This window comes from Aquabacterium sp., from assembly GCF_049317225.1.
Lineage (GTDB): Bacteria > Pseudomonadota > Gammaproteobacteria > Burkholderiales > Burkholderiaceae_C > Aquabacterium.
Genome location: NZ_JBMOIR010000012.1, coordinates 1 through 26,007, shown reverse-complemented (window position 1 = coordinate 26,007; position 26,007 = coordinate 1). Strand labels below are relative to the sequence as shown.

The 26,007-nt window shown below is 59.2% G+C and carries 20 protein-coding genes, 1 tRNA gene and 1 pseudogene; 7 read left to right on the top strand and 15 right to left on the bottom strand.

The annotated features are described in order from the left end of the window. Positions 1-42: 42 nt before the first annotated feature. Positions 43-1,200 carry an elongation factor P maturation arginine rhamnosyltransferase EarP gene (earP, locus tag ACOYNB_RS09430; RefSeq protein ID WP_422838834.1) on the top strand — a complete coding sequence of 386 codons (1,158 nt, stop codon included), beginning with the start codon at positions 43-45 and terminating at the stop codon, positions 1,198-1,200. Positions 1,201-1,308: 108 nt separating this feature from the next. Further along, positions 1,309-1,863 carry an elongation factor P gene (gene efp / locus ACOYNB_RS09425; RefSeq protein WP_374258466.1) on the top strand — a complete coding sequence of 185 codons (555 nt, stop codon included), beginning with the start codon at positions 1,309-1,311 and terminating at the stop codon, positions 1,861-1,863. A 74-nt stretch (positions 1,864-1,937) separates the two neighbouring features. Here efp and dusA read toward each other — a convergent pair whose 3' ends face one another. The 8 genes from dusA to rimP form a co-directional block, all read right to left on the bottom strand. Then, positions 1,938-2,999 carry a tRNA dihydrouridine(20/20a) synthase DusA gene (gene dusA, locus ACOYNB_RS09420; RefSeq protein WP_422838833.1) on the bottom strand — a complete coding sequence of 354 codons (1,062 nt, stop codon included), beginning with the start codon at positions 2,997-2,999 and terminating at the stop codon, positions 1,938-1,940. Between the two features lie 50 nt (positions 3,000-3,049). Further along, a complete protein-coding gene (locus tag ACOYNB_RS09415) occupies positions 3,050-4,174 on the bottom strand; it encodes an enoyl-CoA hydratase/isomerase family protein (protein ID WP_422838832.1) in 1,125 nt (374 codons plus the stop codon). A gap of 66 nt (positions 4,175-4,240) precedes the next feature. Next, positions 4,241-6,067 carry a translational GTPase TypA gene (gene typA, locus ACOYNB_RS09410; protein WP_422838831.1) on the bottom strand — a complete coding sequence of 609 codons (1,827 nt, stop codon included), beginning with the start codon at positions 6,065-6,067 and terminating at the stop codon, positions 4,241-4,243. Positions 6,068-6,092: 25 nt separating this feature from the next. After that, a complete protein-coding gene (gene truB, locus ACOYNB_RS09405) occupies positions 6,093-7,094 on the bottom strand; it encodes a tRNA pseudouridine(55) synthase TruB (RefSeq protein WP_422838830.1) in 1,002 nt (333 codons plus the stop codon). Continuing rightward, a complete protein-coding gene (gene rbfA / locus ACOYNB_RS09400) occupies positions 7,091-7,477 on the bottom strand; it encodes a 30S ribosome-binding factor RbfA (protein WP_422838829.1) in 387 nt (128 codons plus the stop codon). Before rbfA ends, truB begins: the two co-directional genes overlap by 4 nt. Before the next feature lie 96 nt (positions 7,478-7,573). Continuing rightward, the gene (infB, locus tag ACOYNB_RS09395; protein WP_422838828.1) at positions 7,574-10,639 is read right to left on the bottom strand and encodes a translation initiation factor IF-2; all 3,066 of its coding nucleotides are present in this window, start codon (positions 10,637-10,639) and stop codon (positions 7,574-7,576) included. 61 nt (positions 10,640-10,700) lie between these two features. Beyond that, positions 10,701-12,176 (bottom strand): transcription termination factor NusA, encoded by a 1,476-nt coding sequence (gene nusA, locus ACOYNB_RS09390; RefSeq protein WP_422838827.1) that lies wholly within the window; start codon positions 12,174-12,176, stop codon positions 10,701-10,703. Further along, entirely contained in the window at positions 12,173-12,835 is a 663-nt protein-coding gene (gene rimP / locus ACOYNB_RS09385; protein ID WP_422838878.1) for a ribosome maturation factor RimP, read from the bottom strand. The genes nusA and rimP overlap by 4 nt, the downstream gene beginning before the upstream one ends. 250 nt (positions 12,836-13,085) lie before the next feature. On the opposite strand from rimP, the gene fabI reads away from it, so the two are divergent. Together fabI and ACOYNB_RS09375 are read left to right on the top strand one after the other, a co-directional pair. Beyond that, the gene (gene fabI, locus ACOYNB_RS09380; protein ID WP_422838826.1) at positions 13,086-13,871 is read left to right on the top strand and encodes an enoyl-ACP reductase FabI; all 786 of its coding nucleotides are present in this window, start codon (positions 13,086-13,088) and stop codon (positions 13,869-13,871) included. Positions 13,872-13,973: 102 nt separating this feature from the next. Beyond that, complete coding sequence (locus tag ACOYNB_RS09375; RefSeq protein WP_422838825.1) at positions 13,974-14,246, top strand: DUF4404 family protein; 273 nt, start codon at positions 13,974-13,976, stop codon at positions 14,244-14,246. 24 nt (positions 14,247-14,270) lie between these two features. Here ACOYNB_RS09375 and ACOYNB_RS09370 read toward each other — a convergent pair whose 3' ends face one another. From ACOYNB_RS09370 to ACOYNB_RS09350, 5 genes are read right to left on the bottom strand one after another with little or no spacing between them, the layout of a single operon-like run. Then, the gene (locus tag ACOYNB_RS09370) at positions 14,271-16,145 is read right to left on the bottom strand and encodes an ABC transporter ATP-binding protein (protein WP_422838824.1); all 1,875 of its coding nucleotides are present in this window, start codon (positions 16,143-16,145) and stop codon (positions 14,271-14,273) included. 8 nt (positions 16,146-16,153) lie between these two features. After that, positions 16,154-17,584: an ABC transporter permease subunit gene (locus ACOYNB_RS09365; RefSeq protein ID WP_422838877.1), complete on the bottom strand. Its 1,431-nt coding sequence runs from the start codon at positions 17,582-17,584 to the stop codon at positions 16,154-16,156. A gap of 18 nt (positions 17,585-17,602) precedes the next feature. Next, positions 17,603-18,586 (bottom strand): ABC transporter permease, encoded by a 984-nt coding sequence (locus ACOYNB_RS09360; protein WP_422838823.1) that lies wholly within the window; start codon positions 18,584-18,586, stop codon positions 17,603-17,605. Next, positions 18,586-20,871, bottom strand: coding sequence for an ABC transporter substrate-binding protein (locus ACOYNB_RS09355; protein WP_422838822.1), 2,286 nt, complete (start codon positions 20,869-20,871; stop codon positions 18,586-18,588). The genes ACOYNB_RS09360 and ACOYNB_RS09355 overlap by 1 nt, the downstream gene beginning before the upstream one ends. Before the next feature lie 44 nt (positions 20,872-20,915). Then, the gene (locus tag ACOYNB_RS09350) at positions 20,916-21,860 is read right to left on the bottom strand and encodes an LD-carboxypeptidase (protein WP_422838821.1); all 945 of its coding nucleotides are present in this window, start codon (positions 21,858-21,860) and stop codon (positions 20,916-20,918) included. Positions 21,861-21,896: 36 nt separating this feature from the next. Between ACOYNB_RS09350 and ACOYNB_RS09345 the strand changes: the two genes are divergently transcribed. From ACOYNB_RS09345 to ACOYNB_RS09335, 3 genes and pseudogenes are all read left to right on the top strand, one after another. Then, positions 21,897-22,877, top strand: a complete 981-nt coding sequence (locus ACOYNB_RS09345) for an alpha/beta hydrolase (protein WP_422838820.1) — start codon at positions 21,897-21,899, stop codon at positions 22,875-22,877. 258 nt (positions 22,878-23,135) lie between these two features. After that, positions 23,136-24,179 (top strand): M14 family zinc carboxypeptidase, encoded by a 1,044-nt coding sequence (locus tag ACOYNB_RS09340; protein ID WP_422838819.1) that lies wholly within the window; start codon positions 23,136-23,138, stop codon positions 24,177-24,179. Next, positions 24,176-24,838: pseudogene (locus ACOYNB_RS09335) on the top strand (alpha/beta fold hydrolase); the annotation flags it as partial. The gene ACOYNB_RS09340 and the pseudogene ACOYNB_RS09335, both read left to right, overlap by 4 nt. 4 nt (positions 24,839-24,842) lie before the next feature. Here the strand turns inward: ACOYNB_RS09335 and ACOYNB_RS09330 are convergent. Next, complete coding sequence (locus tag ACOYNB_RS09330) at positions 24,843-25,823, bottom strand: recombination-associated protein RdgC (protein ID WP_422838818.1); 981 nt, start codon at positions 25,821-25,823, stop codon at positions 24,843-24,845. A gap of 87 nt (positions 25,824-25,910) precedes the next feature. Continuing rightward, positions 25,911-26,003: transfer RNA gene (locus ACOYNB_RS09325), tRNA-Ser, on the bottom strand. Positions 26,004-26,007 lie beyond the last annotated feature (4 nt).

Genomic DNA, 26,007 nt, shown 5'->3' with positions numbered 1-26,007 from the left:
AACCAGCGCCGACGGTGCTGCCCGCACCGCCATAATCAGCCTATGCTTTGGGACGTGTTCTGTCGAGTCATCGACAACTTTGGAGATGTGGGTGTCTGCTGGCGCCTGGCATGCAACCTCGTGCAACGCGGGCATCGGGTACGTCTGTGGATGGACGACGCCAGCGCACTGACATGGATGGCCCCGGCCTTGCGCTGGGAGTGCCACCCCACCTGGGGCGTCCAGACCGGGCGCATGCCCGGCATCGAGGTCGTGCGCTGGGATGACTGCGACACCGTGCTGGCTCGTGATCCCGACTTTGCCTCTGGCGAGGTCGTTGTGGAAGCCTTTGGCTGCAACCCGCCAGAAGCCTTTGTGGCCCGGATGCAGCGTGCGACACCGCCCGCATGGATCAATCTGGAATATCTGAGTGCCGAAGACTACGTCGAGCGCAGCCATAAGCTGATGTCCCCCGTATGGTCGGGCCCTGGCGCCGGCTTGCACAAGCACTTCTTCTATCCTGGCTTCACACCATCAACGGGCGGGTTGCTGCGTGAATCGGACCTGCCTGCCGCAAAAGCGGCGTTTGATGCCACGGCCCGAAGTGCGTGGCTCGCCCGCTTCGGCATTCAGCCACAGCCCGATGCCTTGTTGGTGTCACTGTTCTGCTACCCCTCCGCCCCGGTCGACGCCTTGCTCGATCAGTTGTTGACACAGGCGGGCAGCACCATGCGCCCGGTTCACGTCTTGCTGACAGCCGGGCATGCCACACGCTTGGCTCACGCCTGGGCAGAGCGGCATCCGCAGGCCCTGCCCATGCTGCACCTGCACGCACTGCCCTTGCTCAGCCACGCCGACTTTGATCGCCTGCTGTGGTCATGCGACCTGAACCTCGTGCGTGGCGAAGACTCTGCCGTTCGCGCGTTGTGGGCAGGGCGACCCCATGTCTGGCAAATCTACGAACAGGACGATGGCGTGCATGCAGACAAGTTGCACGCCTTCATGGACCGGTGGATGGCCATGTGGCCCGATCAACTGCGACACGACGTTGCAGCATGGTGGATGGGCTGGAATGGCCTGGCGCCCTTGCCCGCGACGCTCCCCGAGTTCGCGTCCGGCACCGCGCCGTGGGGAACTTTCAGCGTCGCCAGCCACGAAACTCTGGCCGCACAAACCGATCTCGTGACGCAATTGATCGATTTCGTCACTTGCTCAGGGTAAAATGGTGAGCTTTGCTTCTGGCTGGATGCGCGGTATTGGCGCAGACATTCCCAAGGTGCCGGAAGAACAAATCCCAGTTTTTGCATAGGCCCGTATCGGGAATCCACCATGAAAATCGCTCAAGAAATCCGCGCTGGCAACGTGATCATGCAGGGTAAGGACCCGATGGTCGTCCTGAAGACCGAATACAGCCGTGGCGGTCGTGGCGCTGCCACCGTTCGCATGAAGATGAAGAACCTGCTGAACGGCTCTGGCGCCGAAGTGGTCTTCAAGGCTGACGACAAGATGGACCAGATCATTCTGGACAAGAAGGAGTGCACCTACTCCTATTTCGCCGATCCGATGTACGTCTTCATGGACACCGAATACAACCAGTTCGAAGTTGAAGCCGAAAACATGGGCGACGCCGTCAGCTACCTGCAAGACGGCATGGAAGTCGAAGTGGTGTTCTACGACGGCAAGGCCATCTCCGTTGAACTGCCCACCATCGTTGTTCGCGAAATCGAAACTGAGCCAGCCGTGAAGGGTGACACCTCCGGTAAGGTGATGAAGCCTGCTCGCCTGGTCGGTACCGGCTTCGAAATCTCCGTGCCCCTGTTCGTGGAAAACGGCGACAAGATCGAAATCGACACCCGTACCCACGAGTACAAGAAGCGCGTCTGATTTCTTCAGATCCCGCTCAGCGAAAAGCACCCCTCGGGGTGCTTTTTCTTTGCCTGTGGCGTGGAGCAGAAAGGTCAAGCCGACACAGAGTCATCCCTGCGTGGCGGACGCTCGTGCGCGATCTTCATCACATCCGACGGCAACATGTCCTTGAGCTTGTGATCCGACCACACCTGCCGCCAGCGACGCGCCCCAGGCAAACCGCTGTACAGCCCCAAGATGTGGCGAATGACCTGAGGCCAACGCACCTCGCCATGGGCCCAACCGGCTGTGCGCTGCATTTGGTACTCGGTGTAGGCCACCATGGCCTCTTCCACGGCTTCGCGGGTCAAAGGCACCTCGCGAGCAGGCAGACCAAACAACAACTCATCCCACTCCGACAACATCCAGGGTGTGTGGTACGCGGCACGCCCCACCATCACACCATCCAGCGCCACGCCGGGCAATACTGCGCCAGGCGCCAGCTGTGTCACGCACGATGCGTTGTCTGCCAAGCCGCCGTTGAGCACAATCGTCAGGTGCGGAAAGTCGCGTTTGAGTTGGTGAACAAACTCGTAGCGCAGGGGCGGAATCTCGCGGTTTTCCTTCGGACTCAAGCCCTTGAGCCAGGCGTTGCGGGCGTGCACGATGAACACTTCGCAGCCTGCTTGCGCAATCGTGCCCACAAAGTCGCGCACGAAGTCGTAGCTTTCGATCTGGTCAATGCCAATGCGGTGCTTGACGGTGATGGGCACATTGGGGTCGCCGCCAACCGCGTCGATCATGGCCTTCACACAATCGGCCACCAGTGTGGCCTCGTTCATCAGACACGCACCAAAGGCCCCACGCTGTACACGCTCGCTCGGGCAGCCGCAATTGAGGTTGACCTCGTCATAGCCCCACTTCTGGGCCAGCTTGGCGCAATGCGCCAGATCGGATGGCTCACTGCCCCCCAGTTGCAAGGCCACAGGATGCTCTTCCTGGTTGTAGTCCAGAAAGCGGGTCATGTTGCCATGCACCAGCGCACCGGTGGTCAACATCTCGGTATAGAGGCGCGCATGGGGGCTCAACAGCCGATGAAAGAATCGGCAGTGGGGGTCAGTCCAGTCCAACATGGGAGCCACGCAGGCGCGCCATGGACTCAATTGGGTATCCATCGGTGTCACACAACAAAAATGATTGGGCTCGCCTTGGCGAGGCCGCTACTTTAATCGACCAAGTCTCTCAGCGGGTGGGCGTAGGTGGGCCAAACCTGATCAAAAAAGGCCTCGACCATTTCAGGCGTCACAACCTCGATCATGGGCGGCTGCCACTTTGGCTCATGGTCCTTGTCGACCACCAGGGCCCGCACGCCTTCCACCGTTTCACTGGCTGCGCCGGTACGCAACTGAAAGCAATGCCGCACCATCGTGCGCTCCATCCTGAACACCTCCGCCAAGGGCATGCAGCGGGCGCGACGGATTTGCTCCAGTGTCACGCTCATCATCAGCGGCGAATGCCCCGACATCTGCGCGCGCACCTGCGCTGCCCAAGTTGAATCGTCGGCCAACAAGGATCGCCAAATGTCTGGCAGTGTATGGTGGCTGAAATGCCGGTTGATCTGATCGAGGTGTGAGGTCACTGTTGCGTCCGGTAACGACGCCAAGGCACAGACATCCAGGTGCGCACGAACACGGGCGATCAATGCCTCCGCGGTATGCGCGGGCTGCTGCCTCAAAGCATCCAGCATGGTTGGCAAAGCATCGCTGTGCGCATGTGTGTCGGCCAAGCCCAAGGTCAAGGCATCGGTTACATGCAGGTGCGGGCCCACGATGCCAAGGTATTCGCCGACCGAACCTGTGCAGCGCGACAAGAAATAGCCGCCGCCCACATCCGGGAACAAGCCAATACGTGTCTCTGGCATGGCCATTCGCAAGGACTCGGTGGCCACGCGCAGTTGGCAACCCTGAGCCAACCCCATGCCTCCGCCCATGGTCACGCCTTCCATCCACGCCATGGTTGGCTTGGGGTAGACGTGGATGAGGTGGTCCAACGCATATTCTTCTGTGAAAAAATCTTCCACCGCAGGGTCGCCCCGCATACCAGCGTCGTACATGAAGCGGATGTCTCCGCCCGCGCAGAAATGCGTCGACGGGTGCTTGCCGGCCTCCGCAGGCCGCGCCGCTCCATGAATGAGCACACCCAGGACCCGGCTGTCTTGTGCCCACCCCCGCAAGACCACGGTCAACTCGCGAACCATCTCGAGCGACAAGGCATTCAGGGCCTTGGGCCGATTGAGGGTGATCACACCCAGTCCTCCGATGATCTCGGTCAGGATCACACCTTGCATCATGTCCCTCACAACAAAAAAGGCCGCGTTGTCACACGCGGCCTTTTTACATCAATCCATCACTGTGGATCAGGATTCGCGCGCAGCGCGCTTGCGATCGTGTTCCTTCAGGTAGCGCTTGCGCACACGGATCGACTTGGGCGTGATTTCGACCAGCTCATCATCATCGATGAAGTCCACACCATATTCGAGCGTCAACTCGATAGGCGGTGTGATCTTGACTGCGTCTTCCTTGCCGGACACACGGAAGTTGGTCAGCTGCTTCGTACGAGTGGCGTTCACAACGAGGTCGTTTTCACGGCTGTGGATACCCACGATCATGCCTTCGTACACGGGGTCGTTCGGCTTGACGAACATGCGACCACGGTCGTCCAGCTTACCCAAAGCGTAGGTGAAGATTTCGCCGTCGTCCATGGAGATCAGCACACCGTTCTTGCGGCCGCCGATGTCGCCCTTGTGTGGCTCGTAGCCGTCGAAGATCGACGAGATCAGGCCCGAACCACGGGTCAGGTTCATGAATTCGTTGCTGAAACCGATCAGGCCGCGAGCTGGAATGCGGTATTCCAGGCGCACACGACCATGGCCGTCCAGCTCCATGTTGATCATGTCGCCCTTGCGCAAGCCCAGGGCTTGCATCACGCCGCCTTGGTGCTCTTCTTCCACGTCAGCGGTCACCAGCTCCATGGGTTCGCACTTCACGCCATCGATGTCTCGGAACATCACGCGCGGCTTCGAAACGGCCAGCTCGTAACCTTCGCGGCGCATTTCTTCCAGCAAGATGGTCAAGTGCAATTCGCCACGGCCGCACACTTCGAAAACACCGTCTTCATCGGTTTCCTTGACGCGCAGGGCCACGTTGGAACGCAGCTCTTTCTGCAGGCGATCCCAAATTTGGCGGCTGGTCACAAACTTGCCTTCACGACCTGCCAACGGCGAGGTGTTCACGCAGAAGTTCATGGTCAAGGTAGGCTCGTCAATCTTCAGCATCGGCAGAGGCTGAGGATTGGCGGGGTCGGTCACGGTTTCACCAATACCAATGTTTTCGATACCGCTGATCAACACGATTTCGGAAGGACCGGCTTCGGTGGCTTGCACACGGTCCAGGCCTTGGAAGGTGTGAACCTGGTTGATCTTGCCTGTGTAGGCCTTGCCATCAGGACCCGCCATCACGGCCACTTGCTGACCGGGCTTCAAGGTACCTTGGGTGATGCGGCCCACGCCGATACGACCCACGAAGGTGGAGTAGTCCAGCGCCGAGATTTGCAATTGCAGCGGCGCAGTTGCATCACCCTTGACCGCAGGCACGTGCTCCAGAATGGTGTCGAACAGGGCCGACATGTCTTCGCCCCACTTGCCGCCAGGCTCGCCCTCGACCTTCGAAGACCAGCCATTGATGCCCGAGGCATACACCACAGGGAAGTCCAACTGTTCGTCGGTCGCACCCAACTTGTCGAACAGGTCAAACGCTGCGTTCACCACCTTGTCAGGGTTCGCACCAGGCTTGTCCACCTTGTTGACCACCACGATGGGCTTCAAGCCCAGGGCCAGCGCCTTCTTGGTCACAAAACGCGTTTGAGGCATCGGGCCTTCTTGCGCGTCGATCAGCAGCACCACGCCGTCAACCATGGACAGCGCGCGCTCCACTTCACCACCGAAGTCCGCGTGACCTGGTGTGTCGAGGATGTTGATGTGGGTGTCTTTCCAGGACACGGCACAGTTCTTGGCCAAAATGGTGATGCCGCGCTCACGTTCGATGGCGTGGTTGTCCATCACGGTGTCGACCACCTTTTCGTGTTCGGCGAAGGTGCCGGACTGGCGCAGCAATTGGTCCACCATGGTCGTTTTGCCATGGTCAACGTGGGCAATGATCGCGATATTGCGAATTTGGGTGCTCATAGAAAAGCTCTCTGGTCCTGAATCATCAAATCTGTACAGCGGGCTCGGCGGTGACCTTCGGGAGTGACTGCATCAGCACTCCCTCGATCTCGGCCGGACTCAGCAGGCGCGTAGGAATCAACTCACCGGCCTTGACATGGGCACTGCCCAGCAACACACGGCGTTCCGGGAGACTGCCCGGGCCAGGTAAGGGCCCATACACACGCACCTGGGGCGCATCGGCCATGGAAACTTTGCGACGCATGCCGGTCAGGAACCGCCCTGCGTCTGACTCGGACAGCACCACGTCGGGCCAATCGCTGAGCAGCACATCGGGTGGCAACAGCCACGCATCGCGCTCGCCCTCGGACAGCACCTGTAACGCCTCCAGCGTCACGGCCTTGTCCAGGGTGACACCGCCCGTACCGGTGCGACGCAAACCAATCAGGTGCGCGCCACAACCCAGCCACTCGCCGATATCCTGCGCGAGTGTACGGATATACGTGCCCTTGGTGCAACGCACATCCAGGGTGAGGACGTCACCTTGCCAGTCGAGGATGTCAATACCGTGAATGATCACACGACGCGCAGCGCGCTCGATCTCAATCCCCTCACGGGCATATTCGTACAGGGCGCGGCCCTGGTGCTTCAACGCCGAATACATCGGCGGCACTTGGTCGATCTCGCCCGTGAACTGTTGGCAAGCCTGCGCAATGCGTGTCGCGCTCACGTTCTCGCCGTTGACCTCGCATGTGTTCAGCACTTCACCTTCGGCATCGCCGGTGGTCGTGGTCTGCCCCAACTTCACGGTGGCCGTGTAGCGCTTGTCTGCGTCCAGCGACACCTGCGAAAACTTCGTCGCAGCGCCAAAACACAACGGCAGCAAACCGGTGGCCAGCGGATCCAGCGTGCCGGTGTGACCGGCCTTCTCGGCTCGGAACAACCGCTTCACTTTCTGCAATGCGTCATTGCTCGACAGTCCGAGCGGCTTGTCGAGCAAGATCACGCCGTGCAAGGCACGACGAGGTTGACGCACGGGCTTGTTCACGCTTGACCGCCCTCTTCGTCCGCATCCTTGGCCTTGTCAGCCACGGCACGGTTGATCAGGGCATTGATTTCGGCCGCGCGCTCCGTGGTGCGGTCAAAATGGAAATGCAGAGTCGGAACGGTGTGAATCTGCAGGCGTTTGAACAGGCTGTTGCGCAGGAAACCTGCGGACTCATTCAGCCCTTCTTCACTGGCCTTGGGGTCACCGATCAGCAAAGAAAAGTACACCTTTGCATGGGCGTAGTCAGGCGTCACCTCAACACTGTTGATGGTGACCATGCCGATGCGCGGATCTTTAAGATCGCGGATCAGCTCAGCCACGTCGCGCTGAATCTGGTCAGCGACGCGGTTGCTGCGATTGGGGGTTGAGCGTTTATGGCGCATGGTGATCTCCTGCCGATCAACTCAGTTGGCTCTCTCAAATACAAACCCCGCCTAAGACTAGGCGGGGTTGCGGGGGAAGGCCTCCTGTACGGCGTATTACAGCGTACGAGCCACTTCCTTGATTTCGAACAGCTCGAGGATATCGCCTTCCTTGATGTCGTTGTAGCCCTTGATGCTGAGGCCACACTCGAAGCCCTCGCGGACCTCCTTGACATCGTCCTTGAAGCGCTTGAGGCCTTCGAGTTCGCCGGTATAGATGACGATGTTCTCACGCAGCAAGCGCAGCTTGCAGTTGCGACGAACGATACCGTCGGTGACCATACAGCCAGCGATCGTGCCGATCTTGGACGCCACGAACACCTGACGAATCTCGGCCGTACCGATGACTTCTTCACGTTGTTCGGGAGCCAGCATGCCACCCATCGCTGCCTTCACATCATCCACGGCGTCGTAAATGATGTTGTAGTAACGCAGGTCAACGCCATTGTGCTCGGCCACCTTGCGGGCATTCGCGTCCGCACGGGTGTTGAAGCCAATGATGACGGCCTTGGAGGCGATCGCCAGGTTGACGTCGGACTCGGAGATGCCACCCACGGCGGCGTGCACGACCTGCACACGCACTTCCTCGGTCGACAGCTTGAGCAAGGACGTTGCCAGAGCTTCTTGCGAACCTTGCACGTCGGCCTTGATGATAAGGGGCAGCGTTTGCACTTCTGCGCCCGACCCCATCTGTTCGAACATGCTTTCCAGCTTGGCGGCTTGTTGCTTGGCCAGCTTGACATCGCGGTACTTGCCCTGACGGAAAGTCGCGATTTCGCGTGCACGGCGCTCGTCGCCCAGCACCATGAATTCGTCGCCAGCCGATGGCACTTCGGTCAGGCCTTGAATTTCGACTGGAATGGACGGGCCTGCCTCGGTGGCATTCTTGCCGTCTTCGTCCAGCATGGCGCGAACACGGCCATACGAGGCACCGGCCAGCACGACATCGCCGCGCTTGAGGGTACCGGACTGAACCAGCACGGTGGCCACAGGACCACGTCCCTTGTCCAGACGCGCTTCGATCACCAGGCCCTTGGCCATGGAATCCTTCGGCGCAGTCAGCTCCAGCACTTCAGCTTGCAGCAGTACGTTTTCCAGCAGGTCTTCGATGCCTTGGCCGGTCTTGGCCGACACCGGCACGAACGGAGAATCACCACCGTAGGCTTCTGGAACGACTTGTTCAGCCACCAGTTCCTGCGTCACGCGGTCGGTGTTGGCGCCCGGCTTGTCGATCTTGTTGATCGCCACGACGATGGGCACACCCGCAGCCTTGGCGTGGTGGATGGCTTCCTTGGTTTGAGGCATGACGCCGTCATCGGCCGCAACGACCAGAATGACGATGTCGGTGGCCTTGGCACCGCGAGCACGCATGGCCGTGAAGGCCTCGTGACCCGGGGTATCCAGGAAGGTGATCATGCCGCGAGGCGTGTCCACGTGGTACGCACCGATGTGCTGCGTGATGCCGCCAGCTTCGCCAGCAGCCACGCGGCTGCGACGGATAAAGTCCAGCAGCGAGGTCTTACCGTGGTCAACGTGACCCATGACGGTCACCACTGGCGCACGTGGGAAGGCCTCGGCAGCCTGATCGGCGTGTTCTTCTTCCAGGAAGGCATCCGGGTCATCCAACTTGGCCGCAAACGCCTTGTGGCCCATTTCTTCCACCACGATCATGGCGGTTTCCTGGTCCAGTTGCTGGTTGATGGTGACCATCTGGCCGAGCTTCATCATTTGCTTGATGACCTCGGAGGCCTTCACGGACATCTTGTGAGCCAGATCGGCCACAGAGATGGTCTCGGGAATGTGAACCTCTTGGATTTGCGGTTCGGTCGGCGCCACGAAGGTCGACTGACCTTCACGCTCACCACCACGGCGACCACCCTTGCCACCCGGGGCCTTCCAGCCATTGCGGCCACTGCCACCAACGGGATCGGGACTACGGCCCTTGCCATTGCCAGCACCGCGCTTTTTGGCATCATCAGCCCAGCTCGACGACAGCTTCTCGGACTTGACCGACTTCTTGTCGCCTGCCTTGGCGGCACCACCAGCCGGCGCGCCTGCAGCAGGCGTCGCGCCTGGAGCGCCCTTGGGCTTGTGAATGGTGCCCTTGATGGCTTCAGCAGGCTTCGGCTCTTCAGGCTTCTTGGCTGTCAGCACCTTCTTGGGGGCGCTCATCATGGCGCGGATGGCCGCTGCTTCGGCTTCAGCAGCCTTGCGACGACGCTCCAGATCGGCCAGACGTTGCTTCTCTTCGGCTTCTACGTCGGCTGCCTTCACCACTCGCACCGGGCCCTTGCCAGCTGCGGCAGGCGCAGCGGCCTCTGCAGGCGCAGCGGCGACGGGTGCAGCAGGAGCAGGCGTCACAGCAACGGGGGCAGCGACAGGAGCTTCAGCAGGCTTCTCAACAACCTTTTCGGCAGGCTTCTCGCTGGCAGCCTTCAATGTGCCCCCCTTGGCGGCGCGTTGTGCAGCGGCGGTCAGTGCAGCAGCTTCAGCACGCGCAGCAGCCTGAGCCGCAGCACGACGGGCAGCAGCGGCCTCACGCTCAGCTGCTTCCTGCTCTGGCGTCTTGATACCGGCTTTGGCGGCAGCCGCAGCGGCTTCTTGCTCGGCCAATTCTCGAGCAGCACGCTCAGCAGCAGCTGCGGCGCGCGCTTCAGCCTCTTCGCGCTCGCGACGCTCTTGCTCTTCGCGTTGACGACGGGCTTCAGCCAGTTGTTCTTCCTGAATGCGCAGTGCTTCAGCCTGGGCACGAGCCTCTTCCTCACGGCGAGCCAGTTCGGCCTCTTCCTGTGCGGCTTGAGCTGCGTCGTCACCCGTGGCGTCGTCACGCTTGACGAACACGCGCTTTTTCTTGACTTCGACCTGAATGGTGCGGGCTTTGCCAGAGGCATCAGCCTGCTTGATTTCGGTGGTCGATTTGCGGGTCAGCGTGATCTTCTTGCGATCGCCGCCGGCGGAGCCGTGAGCGTTGCGCAGATGTTCCAGCAGACGCTCCTTATCGGCCTCCGTGAGCACGTCTGCGGGAGATGCCTTGGGCACCCCTGCAGACTGCAGCTGTTCCAGCAGTGTCGCAGCCGGGCGATTGAGCTCCGCGGCGAATTGTGCGACGGTGGTCACGGCCATGTGTTAATCCTTGCGATGAGCTTGCTTAAAAGTGTCGATGTGATGAACCAGAGGCAGCGAATCAAGCGAACCAGTGTTCGCGCGCCTTCAGGATCAGGGCACGTGCCTGATCGCCGGAAACACCCGTGATCTCGGTGAGTTCGTCCACGGCCAGATCGGCCAGGTCGTCACGTGTGTGGATTCCAGCTTCAGCCAGCTTGGCGATCAGCTCAGGGGTCAAGCCTTCCAGACCCTTGAGATTCTCAGACAAAGCTTCGACTTCTTCTTCCTTGGCGATTTCCATGGTCAGCAAAGCATCTTTCGCGCGGGTACGCAGCTCATTGACCGTGTCTTCGTCAAACGATTCGATTTCCAGCATTTCCTGAAGCGGCACGTAAGCCACTTCTTCCAGGCTGGTAAACCCTTCGGCAATCAGGATGTCTGCCACTTCCTCGTCCACGTCGAGCTTGTCGACGAAGAGCTTGCGGACGTTGTCAGACTCTGCTGCCTGCTTCTGGGCCGATTCTTCGGCCGTCATGATGTTGATGCGCCAGCCTGTCAGGTCGGACGCAAGGCGCACGTTCTGACCACCACGACCGATGGCGATGGCGAGGTTTTCCTCGTCTACCACCACGTCCATGGCGTGCTGTTCTTCATCAACAAAAATGGATTGCACGTTGGCAGGGGCCAGCGCACCAATCACGAATTGCGCTGGATCTTCCGACCACAGCACGATGTCCACCCGTTCGCCAGCCAGTTCGTTGGTCACGGCTGTGACGCGCGAACCACGGACACCCACGCAGGTACCAATGGGGTCCACACGCTTGTCGTGCGACAGCACGGCGATCTTGGCGCGAGAGCCAGCGTCACGGGCGCAGCTCTTGATCTCCAGCAGGCCTTGCTCGATCTCGGGCACTTCCTGACGGAACAGTTCGACCATGAAGTCAGGCGCACTGCGCGACAGCATGATTTGCGGACCACGGGCCAAGCTGTCCACACCCAGCATGTAGGCGCGAACGCGGTCACCGGTACGCAGGTTTTCCTTGGGGATCATCTCGCCGCGCTTGAGGCGGCCTTCGACGCGACCGGATTCGACGATGATGTCGCCCTTATCCAAACGCTTGACGGTACCCACGAAGATTTTTTCGCCGCGCGACAGGAAATCGCTCAGCAGTTGCTCACGCTCAGCGTCACGAATCTTTTGCAAGATGACTTGCTTGGCGGCTTGCGCACCGATACGGCCAATGGGCACCGACTCGATGGACTCTTCGATGTGGTCGCCCACCTCGATGTCAGCGATGCGATCTTGCGCATCGGACAGGATTTCTTCGGCTTCGGGATTCTGCAGACCGGCTTCGTCAGGCACAACCAGCCAACGACGGAAGGTCTCGTATTCACCGCTTTCGCGATCGATCGCGACACGGATATCTACTTCGCCCTGATACAGCTTCTTGGTGGCGGAGGCCAGCGCAGACTCAACTGCACCAAACACCACTTCACGGTCAACGCTCTTCTCACGAGAAATGGCGTCCACCAACATCAGCAATTCACGATTCATTTTTTCTGACCTCCGAGTTCTTGCGCCTCATCTCCGGCAACGGTACTGCCCGCCGGGCTTGCGTCCCGACGGCTACGCCCTTTGAAACTCACCTCAGGCACCAGACGCGCCTCGCGAATTTCATCCAACGTGAAACCTAAAACCTGATCGGTGGGCTGCTGTGCATCAGCACCAGACTTGGCTTGTTCTTTTGCAAGCTTCTTGGCGGCAGTCTTGGAGAGAGGCTTGTCCGCATCAGCAGACTTGAGCAGCAATCCCCACGCCAGACCAGCCTCAATCGCCTGCGCATCGCCATCAGGCGACGCACACAGCACACCGCTGTACTTCTTGCGCCCCTGGAAAGGCACCTTCAAGCTGATCTCGACGTTTTCGCCCACAAAGCGAGCAAAGTGCGCAGGCGTCTTCAGCGGACGATCCACACCAGGCGACGAAACCTCCAGGCGGCTGTAATCAGCATCGATGGTCTCGAGCGCGTACTGCAACTGACGGGTGACCTTCTCGCAGTCGTCCACCGTAACGAGATCGCCCGGCAAATCGTAGGCCTGATCAGGCAGGCGATCGATGTACACGCGCAGCAATCCATGCGAACTGCGTTCGCAGTCCACAAGTTCGTAACCGAGACCGGTCACAGTGGTTTCAACAACTTTGAGCCAGGACATCCAATGAAAAACAGTCGAGCAAAAAAAATGGGCTGGAAAGATCCGCCCATTCGTGACAAACACGAGACCGATCTGCTTTTGACCCGCATCCACAATTGCTTTCGCACATCGTAAATAGCAAAGCCAAGCAGCCAATCGCTTATTTTACCCTGAGGAATGAGCTGCAGCAAGGCATTCCCTCTAAATTCGTCCTTTCGCGCTGTCCGTGCCAAAATCCGGGCCTCGTTAAGCACTCTCTAATGGAGACCTCATGGGATTTCTCGCTGGCAAACGCCTGCTGATCACCGGCCTGTTGTCCAACCGCTCGATCGCCTACGGCATCGCCAAGGCCTGCAAACGTGAAGGTGCCGAACTCGCTTTCAGCTACGTGGGCGAGCGCTTCAAGGATCGCATCACCGAGTTCGCCAAAGAATTCGACTCCGAACTGGTGTTCGATTGCGACGTGAGCAGCGATGAGCAAATCGATGCCATGTTCGCCGATCTGTCCAAGACTTGGCCGAAGATCGATGGGTTTGTGCACGCAATTGGTTTTGCGCCCCGCGAGGCCATTGCTGGCGACTTCCTCGACGGGCTGTCGCGTGAAAGCTTCCGAGTCGCACACGACATTTCGGCCTACAGCTTCCCTGCAATGGCCAAGGCTTCGCTGCCTTACCTGAATGAGGGCGCGTCGCTGCTGACGCTGTCCTACCTGGGGGCAGAGCGCATTGTGCCGGCATACAACACCATGGGCTTGGCCAAGGCCTCACTCGAAGCCAGCGTGCGTTACACCGCTGGCAGCCTGGGCCCCAAGGGCATCCGCGTCAACGGCATTTCAGCCGGCCCGATCAAGACCTTGGCCGCTTCCGGCATCAAGGGTTTCAGCAAGATCCTGAGCGTGGTGGAAGACAACGCGCCACTGCGCCGTAACGTCACGATTGAAGACGTGGGCAACGTGGCGGCATTCATGCTGTCGGATCTGGCCGCTGGCGTGACCGCCGAGATCACCTACGTGGACGGTGGTTTCAGCAAAGTGATGGCGGGCGCTGACGCTGCCTGATCCAGATCAGTTGCGCGCAAAAAGGGGGCTTTCAGCCCCCTTTGTTGTTTGATGAGTCCGCTAGTCGTCGCACAATCAATGCATATCACGAAAGGATGGTTCATGAATACACAGCAAGTGTCGTCGCTGCTCAAGAAGCTTCAAACTGAGTTGGAGTCTGGCAAACCGATTGATGACTCCCTGCGTGACTCACTCCAACAACTGGATCGCGATATCCAGCAAGTCCTGAGCAAGCCTGCACCGCAAGCCGAATCCGACACCAGTTCCATCGAGTCACGCGCACAAGCGCTGGAGGCTCGTTTTGAGTCCGAGCACCCCTATTTGGCGAGCATGGTTCGCGACGTCATGGATGCCCTGGGCAAGATGGGTATCTAAACCCCAGCCAGCGCCGGAGTTCGCTCAGACTGGTCGTTTTGGCACGGCGGCCAGCAAGGTCCGGGTATAAGTGTGCGCGGGCTGGGACAACACCTGCTCGCAACTACCCTCTTCCACGATCCGGCCTTGCTGCATCACCGCCACGCGATCGGCAAGGTAGCCGACAACACCCATGTTATGGGTGATGAACAACAAGCCCAAGCCAAGCGCTGACTGCAACTCACGCAGCAAATTCAGAATTTGTGCCTGCACGGAGACATCCAGTGCTGAGGTTGGCTCATCACACACGAGAACCTGAGGTTCCACAGCCAAGGCTCTTGCAATGGCCAAACGTTGACGCTGCCCGCCAGAAAACTCGTGGGGGAATCGAGACAGCGCATCGGATCTGAGGCCAACCTGCTCAACCAGCGAGCGAACCTTTGCCAGGCGCTCCTCACCGTTCCATTCCGGCCTGAGGGTCAGCATGCCCTCCTGCAAGACATCGATGACGCGCATGCGCGGGTTCAATGACGCAAATGGATCTTGAAAAACCATTTGAATCGCACGTCTGGCCAAACGCAATTTTTCGCCTTGAAGTGCGAACAGATCTTCACGGACGCCACCGTGACAAAGCCAGGCTTGGCCACTGACCTGGATGTGCGACTGACCTCTCAGAAGCTGGACGATGGCGCGCCCCGACGTTGTCTTGCCGCAACCTGATTCGCCCACCAGCGCAAGTGTTTCACCGCGTCGCACCTGAAAGGACACGCCAGATACAGCCTGAACGACTTTTGGCGCAGCAAACAAGCCGGCGCCTTTGGAAAAGCTGACACCCAATTGCTGCACATCCAGCACCAACTCTGACGCAACGGGCAACGCCACCTGCACAGGCTGATCCGACGACAAGACCGCCCCCCCAGGCGGCACGTTCGAATCTGCCGCATCAGGATCAATGGGATGCAAGCAGCGCACCTTTTGCCCGCCCTGCTCCGCTAACGGGATGTCGGCAATGCGGCAGGTGGTCTGCGCCCGATCACAGCGTGGGGCAAAACGACATCCTTCAAACTTTTGCCAGAGCGGAGGGACGGTGCCCGAGATGGAAACGAGGGGCTTGCCCCTGCGCTCGGTATCAGGCAAGGCTTGAAGCAACATCCGTGCATAAGGGTGACGAGGCGCCTTGAAGAACACGTCGGCATCCGCCTCTTCAACGATCTGCCCCGCGTACATGAGCGCCACACGATGCGCCATGTCCGCCACGACAGCCAGGTCATGTGTGATCAACAACAGACCGAGTTGTCGCTCTTGTTGCAGCGCTTTGAGCAAGTCCAGTACTTGTTTCTGAATGGTCACATCCAACGCTGTGGTTGGCTCGTCTGCAATCAGATAGTCTGGCTCTGCGGCCAGCGTCATGGCGATCATGACGCGCTGCTTCTGCCCACCGCTCATCTCGAAGGGGTAGCTGTCAATGCGACGCTCCGGCTCAGGGATGCCCACGCGACGAAGCCAGTCAATGGCCTTGTTGCGCGCTGCCCCACCCCTGAGCGAGGTGTGCGCTTCAATGGCCTCAACGATCTGATCGCCCACACGCATGACAGGATTCAGACTGGTGGCAGGCTCTTGAAAAATGATGCCAATGTGCCCACCACGCACCCTGCGCATGTCGACCTCTGGCAGTCGCAGCAACTCTGTCGGCTTGGCGTCAGGTACCTCGGCACCCAGATCAATTCGACCCGCCAGCACGCGCCCGTTATCGGGCAGCAATCGCATCAAGGCCAATGCGGTCATGCTCTTGCCGCATCCAGATTCACCGACCAGCGCAAACGTCTCACCACGCTGCAGTGACAGGCTCAGGCCGTCCAGTGCGCGCACCAAGCCGGCCTCTGCGTCCAGCGCTACATGCAAGTCATCCAAGTTCAGCATGTTGTTCCTCAGGCAGCAGTAGGACGCTTCAGGCGCACGGGGCGAGCCACACGGGCACGAGGGTCAAACGCGTCTCGCACCGCATCCGCAAAGATATTGGCCGACAACACAATGCTCACCATGAACACAAATGCGGCGGCAAACGACCACCAGACGATGGGCTCACGAGACATCTCAACGCGCGCCTGATTGATCATCCCCCCAAAGCTGTTCATGGAGGGATCAACCCCCACCCCGACATAGGACAAAACGGCTTCGTACAAGATCAGCCCCGAAAACTCGAGCACGGTGGTGATGAGCACCAGATGCATCACATTCGGGAGGATGTGCCACCGCATGATGCGCCAGTGGCTGGCGCCAAAAGCCGTTGCGGCCTGAACGTACTCCAACTCTCTCAGCTTGAGTGTTTCGGCTCGAAGCAGGCGACACAGGCCAGCCCACCCCGTTACCCCCAGGATCACGCAAAGCAAGAAGATCTTGAGATCGGCTCGCTCCAACCCCGTTTCGAAGAGATCCATGTGCTGATCCATGAAGACCTGCACCATCAGCACGCAAGCTGCAATCAGCAAGATATTGGGAACCGACGAGAGCACGGTGTAGATGTACTGGATGACATCGTCCACCCAGCCTTTGAAGTACCCCGCAGCAATGCCAAAGGCCAGCGCCAAAGGCAGGGTCGCCACCGTTGCCAAACTACCGATCACGAACGCTGTTCGAATGCTCTTGATCGTCATGTACAAAACGTCATTGCCGGTTCGATCGGTGCCCAGTACGTGATAGCCCTGACCCCAACTGAGGGCGATCGCCACACTCAGCATGGCCATCATGACGGAGCATGCCACCCAGGCGGCATGCCACGCCGGGCCATCTGTGCGCTCACGGGGCAAGATGCGTCGCAAGACCAACGTCCCGAACAACGCAGCCAACGCGCCTAAACCAACACGGCAGGCGATGTCTGTCGACCAGTCCTGACTCGGGTCTGCCAGTCCTGCACCACCATGCTTCAGTCGCGGGTATGCACGAGGCGGCAATTTGGGCACACCGTGTTCATCGAGTTCCGGCAAGGCTCCCGGCGATGGCGGAACCGTTTGCTTGCTGAATCCATGCGTCGCCCAAGGGCGTGAGTAGCTGTCCTCTCGACTCGCCACCAGCTTGGCCAAGGCCACGTCCAGCAAAGAATCCGTTCGCGTGTCATACGCCTGCACGCCACCGCGAACATCCGGCAGCGCCCGGCGAAAGTGAACGCTATCGAACAAGGTGATGGCAAGCATCGTGGTCAACACGGCCGCAGCAGCCATGGCAGCCGGCACCACAAACACACGGCGCCAGGTGGCCTGCAATGTCTCATCTCGGCGTACCACCCGCACATATGCAAACAGCCCGACCAACATAGCCCACAGCACCACGTCAGTCCACAACACAACCAATTTAAAAGGCAAATTCATGGTCTAACGTCCTCACTGCATCCGCACACGCGGATCAGCCAAGGTGTAGGTGATGTCGATCAGGATGTTGGAGATGATGTAGAGAACCGCCCCCAAAAACACCATGGCCCGCACGATTGCAAAGTCCTGGCTGGCGATCGCATCGACCGTGTAAGAACCAAGCCCGGGGATGCCGAAAAAGCTCTCTGTCAGCAAACCGCCCATGAACAATCCGGGCAACGCGCTGCCTGCGGTGGTGATGATGGGCAGCATGGCGTTACGCAACACATGCCGACCCATGACCACTGTCTCCGACAAACCCTTCGCTCGTGCTGTACGCACGTAGTCTTTGCCCGCTTCCTCCAGAAACAGGGTTCGGAAAAAACGCGCCTGACCGGCCAGACTTGCCACCAGCATCAGTGCGATGGGCAGCAGTAAAAAGCGCACCGCCTCCAGCCCTGGCGCATACCCCGAGATCGGCGCCAACTTGGCCACCCGCGAAAACAGGTACTGTCCAACGATGATGTAGAACAGGCTGGAAATGGACATCATCACCACACAAAGGACAACGCCCCAGAAGTCCATGGGCGTGCCCCGAAACATCACCAGCCACAAGGAAAAGATGACGCTCGCCAGCAAGCCCAGAACGAAAATGGGCACCGTCAACTGCAGGCTCACCCCCATGCGCTGTCGAATCTGATAGCCGATGTCACCGCCACTGGCGTTGTCGGCCCGGCCAAATTTGAACGCAAACAGGGACACCGACCGATCCCAAAAAACCGTGTTGGTGAGCATTTCAACCCCGTCAGCTTTGGCGTTCAAAAGCATGGGCTTGTCGTACCCGCGCTCCACCTTCCACTTCTCGATTTGCTCCGGTGTGACCCGCTTGCCCCCGATGTTGAGACGCGCCATGTCGTCGGGCGTGTTCACGGTGAAGAACAGCAGAAACGTGATCAGATTGACGCCAATCAGAATCACCAGCCCGTACCCCAGGCGCCGCAAGATGTAATTCAGCATCAATGCTCCCTGAATGTGTTGGATGACCTGGCCGGCAGTGCGGTTGCCCGCTCGCGTGAGCGCAAAATTTTCGCTGCGCCCCAGACCATGCCGAACACCAGCAAGGCCACCGCGGCTAATGGCCAGTACTGCGGCCTGTTCCACTCGCGCAGACTGCGTGCACGCTCCGTCACATCCAGCTTGTAATACTGCGCTTGGTCACGCACCATGATGCTGGGCTTACCGTTACGAACCCACTTGTGATAAGCGCCAGAAGAGTAAGGGAAGTAACCCCATGACCATGGCGCATCCTCCTGAAGAATTTTGACCATGCGGTCAATCACGGACTGCTTGGCCGGACCGTCGTCCATGAACCGAAGTTGGCTGTAGAGACGGTCGTACTCTTCATTCTGGTAATTCGAAGCGTTTTCACCATCGTGCACCGACTTGGCATTCGGTCCGTACAGCAGGAACAAGAAGTTCTCAGCATCCGGATAGTCTGCCAGCCAGCCCCAAGTGAAAATCTGATGTTTGCCTCGCCGCACTTTGTCTTGGAACTGGTTGTAGTCCGTTGCACGGATTTCCAACTGGATGCCCAGTTTGGCAAACTGCTTGGCCGTCCAATCCAAGTTGGCCTTTGAATCAGGCGTTGCCGCCGCACCAACATCGTAGTTGAGCACCAAGGGCTTGCCTGTGCGCGCATCTCGTCCGTCTGGATAGCCGGCCTCCGTCAGCAGCCGCTTGGCCTCGTCCAAAGAACGGCGAACAATTTGACCGCTGACCACTTTGTGGGTCACGGGATTAAAGCCCCCGTTCGTGCCGTGACGCGACCCAAAAACGCCGCCCGGCAACGGCCCATGTGCCACCTCACCTGCAGCCTTGGGAAAGATACGGTTGTACTCGTCCCAGTCCATGGCAATCGACAGCGCCTGGCGCAACTTGCGGTTACGCAGCCGCTGCTCAGGCGTATCACCCTGCCCCACCACAGGATCCAACCAATTAAAGCCCATGTAACGACTGGAGAGGTCAACCGTTCTGGACAGCACAATGCCCTTCTGGGTGAACTCCTGATTAAACGCTTCCGAATCCTCCATCTGGATCTTGTAAGCGTTGCCATAGCTCATCTGGTCGAACTCTGGCACATCCAGGTAGCCCTGACGGAACTTGGCGTCCTGCGGAACGGCTTCCTTTTCAATGTTGAAGACCAGTGTGTCCACGAACGGTGTTCTTTGACCGCAATCGTTCAAACGCCCTTCGGCCTTGTCCTGCGCGGAGCCATCACATGGATAGGGCTCTCCGCGGTAATTGGGATTGCGCTTCAACACGTGACGGCGGTCCTGCACATACTCAGCCATCATGTAAGGGCCCGTGCCAACCGGCCACGTATTCAGTGACAAGCCATTGGCAGCCATGCCAGGCTGCGCGTAAAAGGCATCCGCCTCCCAAGGAACAGGAGCCAGGAAGGTCATCGCCATCCAGTACTTCCACTGAGGATATTTGCCAATGATGCGAATGCGCAGGGTGTGCGAATCCAGCGCCTGTGCGCCCGCCAAGGGCCAGCGACGGAAGTCCAGAAATGGCTTGTCTTTGGCCGTCGGAGGCAAACTTGCCCGCAACTTCTTGTCCTCAGCCTTGATCAACTTGCCGTAATCCGCCAAGCCCACCACATACTCAGAGAAGATGCCGAACACTGGCGCAGCAGTGCGTGTAGTGGCGTGGCGCTTGAGCGCGTAGACGAAGTCCTCCGCCGTTAACTCTCTTGTGCCAACCTGAGGAAAGTCCCAAGGCGATCGCTTGTCGCCTAACTGGGATGGTGTCAGGCGGTGGTACAGGTAGGCCCCACTCGCATCCTTCGCAAAGGCGGGGTGTGGTGCATACAAAACGCCATGCTTGATGGGGATGTCGTAGACGCTCTCGGCAATTTGATCTGCGGGCGCATCCTCTGGCAGTGACTTGCCGTTCTTGTCGACATACTTCGGCTGCACCACCGATGCCGCGGCCTTAGGCGTCAAGACATAAGGTCTTTTGAGGTAGTGATAGCCGTACAGCGGCTCATAGATTTGATAGGTGTACGGCGTCTCGTTACTGCTGTAGGACGACGTCGGGTCCAAGTACCGAGGTGAACGCTCATTGAAGGCCGTGTAAAGCGTGTTGCTCTCTGCCGAGCCCTTGGCGTAGGGGCTGTTGTCACACCCCGCTAGCCCTAAGCCGATCAGACACGCCAAAGCAGCCGGGCAGACCCCTGCACGAATCCAGTCTACGGCCTCAACAAGGCCTCCCTGCAACGATTGCAACCACTTTGTCATGCAGCTATTGTGGCCTCATGCGTGGCTCCGTCACCTAGGTGGCTTCACCACATCACAAAGGCGTCGCGTCCCTGCACCACCAAACCGACCTTGCGCCCCAATGGCAAACACAACTTGGTTGGCACGTGACCAAATGGCAGCCCAGTCAGGATGGGCGTTTTGGTAAGGGTTCGCAAATAAGTGATGACCGTCTTGAGGTTGTAGCCTCGGTCCAGCGGCGACTTTCGATATTCTGTGAAGGCGCCGAGGACGATGGCCTTTTGCTGATCGAGCACGCCCGACTGGTGCAATTGCAGCAGGGCTCGTTCAATCCGGTACGGATGCTCATTCACATCCTCCAGGAACAAAATGCCGTTGCGGATTTTTGGGAAATGCGGGGTTCCCAGCAGCGCTTGGGTCACGGCCAAGTTGCCCCCCCACAGACGGCCGGAAACCTCCAGCCCGTCAAAGCCTTGGTCCGTGCGAAACCCGACCGCCTCCAACTCACCGGTCATGGCTTCCACAAAGCAGTCCTGGGTAACGTCGTCACCGCCCTCCGGGCTGTCGGAGCGTCCAAAGTCATCACACGCCATCGGCCCAGCCCAAAAACCGGCCGTCACACCCTCTTCGACCTGATGCGGTCCGGTCGCCTTGTGAGCGAGGGCGGCCAATTGCAATGCGGTCACATCGCTGTAGCCCACCCAAGCCGTGCCGCGTTCCACGCTGCGGGAAATCACAGACCAATCAATGCGATCGAGCAATCGAGTCAATCCATAGCCACCGCGCGTGGCCAACGCAACCCGAGGAGCAGCCGTGGCAACACGATGAATCGCAGCCAATCGCACATCATCGTCACCCGCGAAACGCTGATGCTTGGTCAAGGCAGACTCATCCACTGCTGCATCAAAACCTAGCGCCGTCAAACGCTTGACTGCTTTGCGAACTGGCGCCACTGCGGGCACGATGCCTGCAGGGCTGTAAACGATCAGAGAGGGTCGGGCGTTAGTCATCCTGACATTCTCACTCAATCAGCCACGGGAGCACACATGACCCAATCCAATCGCGCACGGCGTCCACTCGCTTGCTCGGCCTTGTTGCTGGCAGCCTTCAGCCTGATGGCGTCACAGACGACCCATGCAGGTCCGTTGCGTGATTGGCTCGCCTCTCGACACGCCCAAGGAGCATCCACCCCCACCGACGACAACGTGCCCGAGGATGATGATCAACCTGCACGCATCGACCAGCTTCCCGCCAACAGTCGCGTGATCAAAGACATTGCATATGGGAGCGACCCCAAGCAGCGCTATGACGTGTACTTGCCTGCCAAACCCAACAACGCTCCTGTGGTCTTCATGGTTCACGGGGGCGCTTGGGCGATTGGCGACAAGCGCCACAGCAAGGTCATCGAAAACAAGATCCGGCACTGGGTCACGCAAGGCACGGTACTGGTGTCTGTGAACTATCGCCTGGTGCCAGACGCCGCGCCACTGGAGCAGGCTCAAGATGTCGCTCGTGCGCTCGCCTCTGCGCAGCAGAAAGCGAAGGAATGGGGAGCCAACCCTCAACGATTTGTTTTAATGGGCCACTCGGCAGGCGCCCATCTGGTCGGGCTCATTTCGTCTCAGCCTGATCTGGCAAAACAAAAAGGCGCACTACCATGGTTGGGCAGCGTGATGCTGGACTCTGCCGCGATGGATGTCGTCAGCATCATGGAGAGCAAGCATCACCACCGCTTCTACGACAAGGCATTTGGTAACGACCCGGCTTACTGGCGACAAACCTCGCCCTTGCACGTGCTGCAACCCAACACCGCCCCCATGTTGCTGGTTTGCAGCAGCAAGCGTGACGACTCATGCCCCCAAGCCGAAGCTTTTGCCAAGGCTGTTACCAACAATCGGGCCATCGCCAGCGTGTTGCCTGAAAACCTCAGTCACTCCGACATCAACGGAGAATTGGGCTTAACCAATGGTTACACCAAAGATGTCGACCAATTTCTGGCGTCTTTGCCAGGTTTCAGGCGCCCGTGACCTGCCCGCGGCCCGTGAAGCACCGGGCCCGCAGCAAGGCAACACACTCCGCCAGGCCGACCAGTATGGCCACCCCTAAGGCAAAGAGCTGAAAGGCATGACGTGAGAGTTTTTTAGTCTGCATGATCGCGATCTGATTGGCGTAACTGAGGCTACCCAGCCCCGATGACAAGGGCATGACACACCGTTGTCGCCACCCTGACATGTATCGCTGACAGCATTGATTGATTCCATCCACGATGCCCAGTCGATCGCCACATGCCATCAGATCTTCCCGAGCTGGATGCGCTCCTGCGCATCATTGAACTGGGGCGGCCATATCTCGACACAGAGGTGGCGTGCACCACTCAGGTTGGAAGACATCAACTGGAGGTACTGACCATCGCACTGGGCAACCCCTCCCCCAACGTTCCCGCCATCGGATTCTTCGGCGGGGTCCATGGTCTCGAGCGCATTGGGGCCGAGGTGGTCATGACCCATCTGGCCAGCCTGGTGCAGCGACTCAGATGGGACAGCCTGCTGCATCACCAACTCGAATCGGTTCGCATGGTGTTCATGCCATTGGTGAATCCCGGGGGCCTGTGGCAAGGCACCCGCGCCAACCCAAACGGGATTGATCTGATGCGAAATGCCCCCGTCAACGCCACAGAGCCAGTCCCCTTTCTGATCGGAGGACAGCGCCTCAGCGCCGCCCTACCCTGGTACCGAGGTGCAGCCAACACCCCCATGGAGGCGGAAAGCCACGCGCTATGCAACGTTGTGCAAAAGGAACTGCTCCCTCGCCCGTTTTCCATCGCTGTGGACTGCCACTCAGGCTTCGGCACCCAGGACCGAATCTGGTTTCCGTTTGCTCACACACGCAAACCGATTCATCACCTGCCTGAAGTCCACGCTTTGCATCGAATCTTCGACCAAGCTCACGCGCACCATCGGTATATCTTTGAGCCGCAGAGTGTTCAGTACCTGACGCATGGCGACCTCTGGGATCACCTGTACCTGCAAAGCAGGCAGACCCAGCCCGATCACGTTTTCTTGCCCCTGACCTTGGAGATGGGCTCATGGATGTGGGTCAAAAAAAATCCCCGACAACTTTTCAGTCGCCACGGCATCTTCAATCCACTGATCGAGCACCGACAACAGCGGGTGCTTCGCCGGCACATGGCGCTACTCGACTTCATGGGGCGCGCAAGCTGCAGCCACGATCGCTGGCTCCCAGATCCTGACGCTCGCGCACTGCATCACCGGCAAGCTCTCGCCCGCTGGTATCCCGATCAACCACGCCCACGGTTCACGCACGAATGACGACTTGGATACTGCTCCGAGGCCTGACCAGGGGGAGCGGCCATTGGGGCCAATTTCCCGACATATTGCGAGCGCATCTGCCGGCAGGGGATCTCATTCTCACGCCTGATCTGCCGGGCAACGGCAGCTTGCACCATCTTCGCAGCGCAAGTCGCGTTAAGGACATGGTGGCGCAATTGCGGCAAGCCACCGCCTTAGATACTGCTTCAGCGCAGGTGCGTCTGATCGCCATGTCGCTGGGCGCCATGATCGCCACCGAGTGGGCGCACACGCACCCAGAGGAGATTCAGGCCTGTGTCCTCATCAATACCAGCATGAGGCCTTTCAGCCCCTTCTGGCGCAGGCTGCGCCCCCAACACTATGGACGCATCGCATCCCTGCTGACGCGCCAAGCATCGGCTGACGAGTGGGAACAAGCCATCCTCGACATGACCTCAAGGCACCCCGCCGCCCTACACTCAACCCTCCAAACCTGGCGCCAACTGAGAGTGAATCAGCCGGTCCAGACGGGTAACGCAATGCGCCAACTTTGGGCCGCAGCCAAGTATCGAGCGCCGCAAACAGCACCTCAAATGCCGGTCTTGATTCTCAATGGCCAAGGAGACCGCCTGGTACACCCATCTTGCTCAGCGCAAGTGGCAAAAGCCTGGCAGACCCCCATCATCACGCATCCCACGGCGGGGCATGATCTGCCGCTGGATGCTGGGCCTTGGGTTGCTCAGCAGATTGCGGCGTGGGCGCTGCACCTCCCATCACCTGCTCCCCGCCAAGCGCATCAAGAAGATCAGGAATCAGCTGACTCAATTCACCGGTCGTGATGGCCACGTCCGCATCGAACGTCTCGCCTTTGTCCACAGCCACAGCCCCCTCGAACACCACATCCTGGAAGGACACCTTCTTGAGTTGCAATGACTCGGTGAGGATGAACGAAACCCGATCGCGCCAAGTCATCCCGACGCGCGTCGGCACCTTGCCGCTCACGATGTGCTGCTTGACTTCATCGGTGTCGAGCGGATGGCGCGCATACCGCACAACTGACTTCATCTCGTCCTGAGACTTGAGCTCACACTCGCGGTCAATCGAGAACGCGTATGGTGCCTCGCCTGTCCCCAACCAATGCGTCATGGCTGCTGCCGGTGACATGTCGGTTTGCAGCAAGGACAACGCCAGGCCATCGAACGACTTGATCAACAAAGTCACGACTTCGTCGGCTTTGGACTGACTGCCCGTGTCCAGCACCAACAATTGGTCCTTGGGCGAAATCCACACTCGCGTCACAGACTGCTTCGTGAACGCCATGGGCAAGAGCTCATGCAGCGCCTGCTCTTTCAGATCCTTGATCTGCTTCTTACCCGGCTTACGGCCAGTCTGCTCTTCAATCTGTGCCGCAATTTCCTCGGTGCGCTTCTTGATGACAGAGCCTGGCACCACGCGCTGCTCAGTCATCAACTTCAGCAACAACTGACCATCGACCATCTCCACCAGCGGCGCATGAGCCTCGCCACGCGGCTCCACCCATCCGGAGGACTTTTGCTGCGTGGCTCCGCATTCCACGAATCGCGCCTTGTCGAGCTCCGCCTCGATCTCCGAGACAGTGGCAGCCCAACCTTGCCCGATACGATAAATCGTCAGATTCTTGAACATGCTGATTTCTCCACAGCGCGCCTGAGACGCACTCAAGGGTTGCGCACAAAAGAAAACGCCCCTGACGAATCAGGGGCGTTCTTGTCTTGGCGGAGTCGGAGGGATTCGAACCCTCGATGCAGTTCATCACCGCATACTCCCTTAGCAGGGGAGCACCTTCGGCCTCTCGGTCACGACTCCAGCA